We start from the raw sequence: 7544 nt of genomic DNA on the forward strand, positions 1-7544 counted from the left end.
CGAAGCCGTTTTGATAGCCGTAAACCGCCGCGTTGCCGGTTGAGCCTTTATTGCTGCTCAAGCCCGCGCCGAGTTTGAAACCGAAAGGTTTGCCGTCGGTCAGCAGGTCTTTCGCGTCAACCGTCGTTACGCGGATGGTACCGCCGACCGCGCCCAAGCCCGCGCTTGCCGCGCCTGTGCCTTTTTCGACGTTGATGCTTTTCACCAAAGCAGGATCAAGCTGGAAGCGGCTTTGGTGGTGGAAGATTTTTGTGGATTGGCTGGTGTTGTCGACTTCTAGGTTAATTTTGTCTTCACCAACGCCGCGGATGCTGTAAAACTGCGCTACGCCGTTGCCGCCGCCGACATCCATACCGATTTGATCTTTCATGACTTGTTTCAAATCGGTCGAAGTTTCGCGGTCGAGCTGGTTGCGGGTTACACGAGTCGGTACGGCAGTACCGGTGACCTTAATTTCATTCAGCTCGGCAGTTTCTGCGGGTTGCAAATTTTCGGCATGAGCGAAGCTTGTTGATAATGCGAGTGTAATGATACTAAGGCGGAATACAGGAGAGTAGACCTTATTCATGATTTTTCCTAAGTAAAAAATTGACTGCTTATTCTAATTGTTATGATAATGATTATCAAATTCTTAATGGATATTAATAAATATATTCTGTTTTATTCCAGTCTCAAATTAATAGGATTTTTATAAAAATCAATTAGTTTATATTTTAGTTAAATTTGGTAAAGATTCTTTGGTTGGGAAATGGGTTGAGTCTTACTTTTTCCGAGAGGGAGAGAAAGGATAGCTTGAATATCCGTCAATAAAGAATTTTATCTATCAGTGTTTTATTTAAAAGGCCGTCTGAAAAATATTTTTCAGACGGCCTAAATATTTATGTTTTACAACAAAGGGCTCATTAGACGGACGGCATTTTCCACAAGGCCGCGGAGTTTGGAGCGTTGTTGCCATGATTTGATGGCAATGTAGCTGCTGCTTTTAAGGTAGCTGCGCTGTAGGTGGCAGATTTGTTTGGTGGTATCGCGATCGTAGATGGCGAGGCTGATTTCGAGGTTGAGGAAGAAGCTGCGCATGTCCATGTTGACCGTGCCGAAGAGGGAGTAGTCTTCGTCAATGGTCATGGTTTTGGCATGTAAGAGCCCACCTTCAAACATGGCAATTTTGACCCCGGCTTCCAGCAACATAGGGTAGTAGGCGCGTGAGGCGTAGCGTACCATCAGTGAATCGACTTTGGCTGGCAGTATCAGGGTCACTTTGACGCCGCGTTTGGCGGCAACGGTTAATGCCATGAGAAGCGGCTCGTCGGGGACAAAGTAGGGAGTGGTAATCGTGATTTGTTTGGTGGCGGCATAGATGGCGCTGATGATGGTTTCGTAGATAACGAAGCTGCCTTGCTCGGGAGCGGATGGAATGATTTGGGCAACAATATCGCCTTGCTGCATTTTTTCGGGAAGGATTTTAGGTAGCAGGCTTTGGGCTTGATTGAGGTATGTTTGTACGTTTTGGAGGTTTTCATCGGTTTCGACGGCAAGGTCGGCGAAGAAGACGGCAGACAGTTCCAAAACCATAGGCCCTGTACAGCGCATCATGACATCTACCCATTCTCCGACGCCGGAGTTTTGTTTGAAATAGCGGGGGTCGACAAGGTTGAAGCTGCCTGTGTAACCGATTTTGCTGTCGATAACGAGGATTTTGCGGTGGTTGCGCAGATCGGTGCGCGTGAATAGTGTACGCCAGATGCCGACAGGTAATGAGGTATGTACTTCAACGCCTGCTTGGCGCAGTATCTCTACCCAGTCACTTTCAAAAAAGCTCCTGCTGCCGACGGCATCAGCCAGAATGGCACAGTCAACGTCCCGATCTGCGGCGGCAAGAATTTCATTTAAAATTTCTTCGATGCGACCTTTGGGCTCGATAATGTAAAAGGCCAGCAGGCAGGAATGGGTTGCGGCGCGTATGTCCGTAAGCATGCTGTCGATGATGGCATCGGTGGTTGAGAGCAGGCTCATGGCGTTGCCTTTGGTGGCACCCAGCCCCGTTCCTTTTTCGGCAACTTTACTGATGCCGTGGTAACGTGATTTGACTTGGTCGGCAATGTCGAGATAGATATCGGCTAGATGGGTGGCGGCAAAGTTGCGGTAGAAGCGGTTCATTTCGCCGGTACGTTTGGCGCGGGCCGTGCCGAGACGCGGCTCGCCGATAAGGATGTAGGCGATGGTTCCGAACACGGGGAAAAGGAAGAGGATAATTAGCCAGGCAAAGGTTGAGCCGATATTTTTTTGTTTGTACAACACGCGCAGCATGCAGACGAGTGCGGCGCAGGTGTGGGCGAAGATAAAAATTTCGGTCCAGGTGATGTCTTTTAAAAAATTCATATTCGGTAGAGGGAGTGGATGTGTTTTTAAGTTTGAAGGTGTCAGCTGATAAGCTTCAGATATTAAGTATATAGAAAAACCGTCTAAAAACAAATTTACACGATAATCGTGTTTTTTGTTTTCAGACGGCCTTTGAGTTGCTTTAATTAACGGTGATACTGACGGGACAATTCGTGTACGGTATTGACCAAAATTTTAGCGTGTTCCGGATTGGCGTGTTGGTTGATACCGTGGCCGAGGTTGAATACATGGCCGCTGCCGTTGCCGTAGTCGGCGAGGATGCGTGCGACCTCGGTGCGGATAGATTCTGGTGTGCCGAAGAGGGCAAACGGGTCGAAGTTGCCTTGCAGGGCAACTTGTTCGCCGACGCGACGGCGTGCTTCGCCGATGTTGCAGGTCCAGTCCAGGCCCAATGCGTCTGCGCCGATTTCTGCCATGCTTTCCAGCCATAAGCCGCCGCCTTTGGCAAATACGATAACAGGCACGCGGCGGCCTTCGCTTTCGCGTTTGAGTCCGGCAACGATTTGTCGGATGTACTTCAGGCTGAATTCTTTAAATGCGGCATCGCTCAACACGCCGCCCCAAGTATCGAAAATTTGTACGGCTTGTGCGCCGGCATCGATTTGGGCATTGAGATAAGCGGTAACGGCTTGGGCGTTGGTGTCGAGGATTTTATGCAGTAAATCAGGGCGCGAATACATCATTGTTTTGATGGTGCGGAATTCTTTGCTGCTGCCGCCTTCGACCATGTAGCAGGCGAGTGTGAACGGGCTGCCGGAGAAGCCGATGAGTGGCACGCGGCCGCCCAGTGCTTTACGGATGGAAGTTACTGCGTCAAAGACGTATTGCAGTTTTTCCATATCGGGAACTTGCAGTTTGGCAATGTCGGCTTCGTGTTGCAAGGCACGTTCAAATTTCGGGCCTTCGCCTTCGGCAAAATACAGACCCAAACCCATGGCGTCGGGTACGGTCAGAATGTCGGAAAACAGAATCGCTGCGTCCAGATCAAAACGTTCTAAAGGCTGGATGGTAACTTCGGTTGCCAGCTCGGTGTTTTTACACAAATCGAGAAAGCTGCCTGCGCGTGCGCGTGTGGCTTTGTATTCAGGCAGATAGCGTCCGGCTTGGCGCATCATCCAGATGGGCGTGTATTCGACAGGCTGTTTGAGCAGGGCGCGGAGGAAAGTGTCGTTTTTCAGAGCAGTCATGATAAATAGGCTTTCTGATTTGGTGTGTTGGACAAAGTTCAGACGGCCTTAGATATGTATTGAGGCCGTCTGAAATGATTAAATGATTGGTTCTGTTGTAGATTTCATATTATCGCTTAATGCGAAATCAGCACATTAATTTGGTTGGGGAAGGGCTGCCGGATGTTCTTCTTCGGCCACGCTTTCCAAAACCAGATTGCGTTGTTCTTGCGCTTTTTGCGGCTGATCGGTTTCATCAAACACGCGAGCCAAGACCAAATGCGCAGATACGCTGGGTTGCAGGGCAATGCTGGCTTCGAGGTAGCCTTGGGCTTTGCCCCAAAGTTTGCGTCCGTAAGCCAGTTGGCCAAGATACATCAACAGTGGTGCATTGTCCGGTTGTTCCTGCAACCAAGAATCTGCCAAATCAATGGCTTTTTGCTGGTCGCGCTCGCTTAGGAAACGAACGGATTCGACAAATGCTTCCAAAAGCTCGGGCTGGCGGTTTTGCGGATAATGGTTTTTTACCCATTTGACCGCTTCGGCATACAAGCCCAAGCGCTCGTATTTTTCGGCAATCGCGACGCACAATTCGCCAGACTTCACACTTTCGGGAATCTGTTTCAAACAGGCTTTCAGACGGCCTGCATCGGTTACTTCGCTCAAGAGGCGGCGATATGCCCAGTTCTGATACTGTTCTGCTTCGTAATCGTTGATAGCGCCGGCTTTGACCAGTTTTTCCGCTTTTGCCAAGACATCTGAAGCATCGCCGTGATCAAAGGCATAACGCAATTGCAGGCGCACCAAGCGGCTTAAGTTGCCGTTGATTTTGGCTGCGGCTTCAAGATTTTGTGCGGCAGTCGGATAATCGCGGCAGCCCAGTGCGGATTCAGCCAGCAAAAGATGACGGGAAAGCTGTTGTTTTTGCGGAAGGTGTTCGATTTCGTGCAGGTAGCGGTCGCGCAGTTCGAAGTTTTCCATTTGGTCGGCCGCGTGCGCGCCCAACATCAAAGCCAGGGTACGGTTGTCGCCTGCTTCTTTGTTTTGCAAGACTTTGGCGGCTTCTTGTTCGGCTTTTTCAAAACGGCCTTCAAAATATGCCAAACCTGCGCTGTTCAAAGAGGCGGAAGCCTGACGGCCTTTGCGGGCAATGCCGAAGCGTTGCATACGCGCTGGAATATTTAAGAGGCCGAACACGAATTTAATCAGGAAATACAAGACGAATACGCTCAACAGCAGGCCTAAAACAAAGGCATGCAGATTGATACGCAGCATGGTTTGCTCAACCACGACATACACGTTACCTGTATAAATGCCGGAAGCCAACGCTAAACCAACGGCGGCGGCAAACAGAATGACAATCCAAACGACGGTTTTCATGCTTGCTCTCCTTTAATTTTGGCAGCAGGCTTGGTTTGGTTTTGTGGTTTGGCAGCTTCGGCGGCCGGTTCTTTTTTGTTTTCAGACGGCAAAGCAGGTGCTTCCAGAGATTGAGGGGCAGAAGCGGCAGCCGGTGCGGCAGTCGTGGCTTGTTCGGTAGCTGCAGCCGGAGCGGAAGCGGTTTTCTCGGCAGCTTGGGTTTGCGTAGCTTCTTCGGTCGTCATTTGTGTACGCGAACCTTCTTGATAAGCACGAACGGCGCTCAAGCTGGCTTTCAGGCTGTCGTCTGAAATCATGCGGACATCAAGGGCTTTGAGTTCGGCCAACTCTTTCAACCATGACTGGGTAGCAGGGGATTTGCTGTCGAAGTATTGCTTCACGGTTGCTTCAACGTTGTTCAAATCGCTTTGGTACACTTCGCCATTGTGTTGCAACAGGGCAATGCGCGCATCCAAAAGGCGTAGGCGCAGGTTTTCACGGATGAAGTAGGTTTGTTCGGGCGAAATCAACATGGCGTCGTTGCTGTCCAGATGACGGACTTCAACCAAGCCTTTGAGGGCATTGAGGGATTTCTCCCATGTGTTTTCCCACCAGGTTCCTGAATTGGTGGCTTCGACAGGCGCGGCACCTGGTTTCAATACGCCGTCCAAGACTAAAGGCAGGCCGGAAATACCGGTTTCCAAACGGTCGATACGCAAGGCTGTAGCGGAAATATCGACATAAGGACGGTTTTTCAGTGCGGCCAAATCATTGCTGATGGCTTGTTTGACGGGGATAAGTTCAGGCTGTTCAAAACGGCTTAAGCGACTGTCGATGTGTTCCAATACGCTGACCGCGCCTTGTAGGTTGCCTGACAGCATCAATTGTTGCGAAGCAGTGTTCAGCATGGATTCGGCTTCGTCAACCAGCCAGTTGATACGGCCTTTGAGTAACTCTTGATAAGCTTTCTGCGTTTGCAGGATTTGATCACTATTGTTTTTTTGACCGTTGTTCAGGCGGTCTAACTCGGTCTGAATAGCGGTTTGGCGGTTGAGGTTGTCTTTTAAAAGGCTGGAGTTTTCAGATTCGCCTAACGCAGCTTTGTCGATTTTTTGGTTGAATTCGAGCTCTTGGTTTTTTAAAACATTTTGACCCTGTACAAACAGGAATCCGCTCGCGCCTAGGCCAAGCAGTGCCAAGACGATCGCACCTGCGGCCAAGGCTTTGCCGCCAGATTGTTTGATGATAACAGGGGCGTTGTTTTGTGGGAGATTGTTGGACTCGGGCATGCTCGCCTCCACTCGCTGAGGTTGGGTAGGTTTGATTTGTTCAGACGGCCTGGTGTTTTCAGAACGTTCAGGCGCCGTAGTTGCCGTATTGGCAACTTGTTGGGTATCTTTATTGTCTTCGACTGGGTTCACTGCTTGGCTCCTTTGTGGTATGGATGAAAGTGCAGCGGATAAAGAAGTGACGGTTTCTACATGTTTGGCACCGACGATGCGAAGCGCATCGGCAATGCGAGGATGGTGGGTAAAGTATAGCAAGGATTCGAAGAATCGGGAAAATTGCGGCGGAATCTGATGGAAAAATTCGCGCGCGAGCTCGCCGGATGTAACGTAGGCGGCGGCGATGTCTTCAGTTTTAAAGTTCTGCCAATCGATGGCGTGTGGCCGTCTGAAATAGATTTCAGCGATGTTGATTTGGAAACCCAGTTCGGTCAGTTTGTCTGCTAGAAAATCACGGCCTCCATGGCCTCGAATGATTAGAACTCGGGCGTTGGGTGGTAGGTTTTTCCAAATAGGCATTCTCAAGACGGCTTCGCTGTCGTTACCATCTTCGGGAGAGAATACGGGATAGGGGGAGAATTGCGCCAAAGTATGTTGGCTGGTTTGGCCGACGGTAATGTGTACTTTAGGGCCGTCTGAAAAGGTCAGATACGGTACTGCAGTTTCAATAGTGGTCGGGCTGACCCAAAACACCACATCGGCTTGCTTGAATTGTTCGGGAAGTTTGTTTAGTGCCGAACGGTCTGCCTCTATTTCAATCGGACTCAATACCTGAGCCTGCCAACCGGCTGCATGGCAGGTTTGGATATCTTGCTGTGGACGGTTGGACGGACGGATGATGAGTAGAGTAGGCATAATGTGGGATAAATTATTAAGGTTTAGGCCGTCTGAAAGAAGGGTTTCAGACGGCCTGTTGCTGACGTACGTTATTGATCGACGAATGCGCGCTCAATCAGGTAGTCGCCGCGAACGCCGGTTTTCGGAGAAACGGTCAGGCCGAATTCGTCCAAGACGCTGCAGGTGTCTTTCAACATGGCAGGGCTGCCGCACAGCATGGCGCGGTCGTCTTGCGGATTGATTTTAGGCAGGCCGATGTCTTCGAAGAGTTTGCCGCTGCGCATCAAATCGGTCAGACGGCCTTGGTGTACATATTCTTCGCGTGAAACGATTGGATAGTAAATCAGTTTTTCTTTAACCAAGTCGCCCAGGTATTCGTGTTCGGGCAATTCTTTGGTGAAGCGGTCGTAGTATGCCAAGTCTTTTTTGTAGCGTACGCCGTGAACCAAGATGATTTTTTCGAATTGCTCGTAAATTTCAGGGTCTTTGGTAATGC

5 protein-coding genes and 2 pseudogenes are annotated in these 7544 nt (G+C 50.0%); all 7 read right to left on the reverse strand.

Going from position 1 to position 7544, the window contains the following annotated elements; translation table 11 throughout:
• The coding region (locus ACTHUE_RS08455) for a TonB-dependent receptor plug domain-containing protein (RefSeq protein ID WP_440423271.1) at positions 1 to 568 on the reverse strand (568 nt) is incomplete at its 3' end.
• A 317-nt stretch (positions 569 to 885) separates the two neighbouring features.
• Positions 886 to 2379, reverse strand: coding sequence for a cardiolipin synthase (gene cls, locus ACTHUE_RS08460; protein ID WP_440423273.1), 1494 nt, complete (start codon positions 2377 to 2379; stop codon positions 886 to 888).
• A gap of 146 nt (positions 2380 to 2525) precedes the next feature.
• Entirely contained in the window at positions 2526 to 3587 is a 1062-nt protein-coding gene (gene hemE / locus ACTHUE_RS08465) for a uroporphyrinogen decarboxylase (RefSeq protein ID WP_440423275.1), read from the reverse strand.
• Between the two features lie 135 nt (positions 3588 to 3722).
• Positions 3723 to 4946: a heme biosynthesis protein HemY gene (locus ACTHUE_RS08470; protein ID WP_107768978.1), complete on the reverse strand. Its 1224-nt coding sequence runs from the start codon at positions 4944 to 4946 to the stop codon at positions 3723 to 3725.
• The gene (locus ACTHUE_RS08475; protein ID WP_234395981.1) at positions 4943 to 6214 is read right to left on the reverse strand and encodes a uroporphyrinogen-III C-methyltransferase; all 1272 of its coding nucleotides are present in this window, start codon (positions 6212 to 6214) and stop codon (positions 4943 to 4945) included. Before ACTHUE_RS08475 ends, ACTHUE_RS08470 begins: the two co-directional genes overlap by 4 nt.
• Before the next feature lie 216 nt (positions 6215 to 6430).
• Positions 6431 to 7066 (reverse strand): annotated as a pseudogene (locus ACTHUE_RS08480) (uroporphyrinogen-III synthase); the annotation flags it as partial.
• Positions 7067 to 7137: 71 nt separating this feature from the next.
• Positions 7138 to 7544, reverse strand: a pseudogene (locus tag ACTHUE_RS08485) (ferredoxin--NADP reductase); the annotation flags it as partial.

It is taken from the genome of Neisseria sp. P0021.S005 (genome assembly GCF_051956955.1).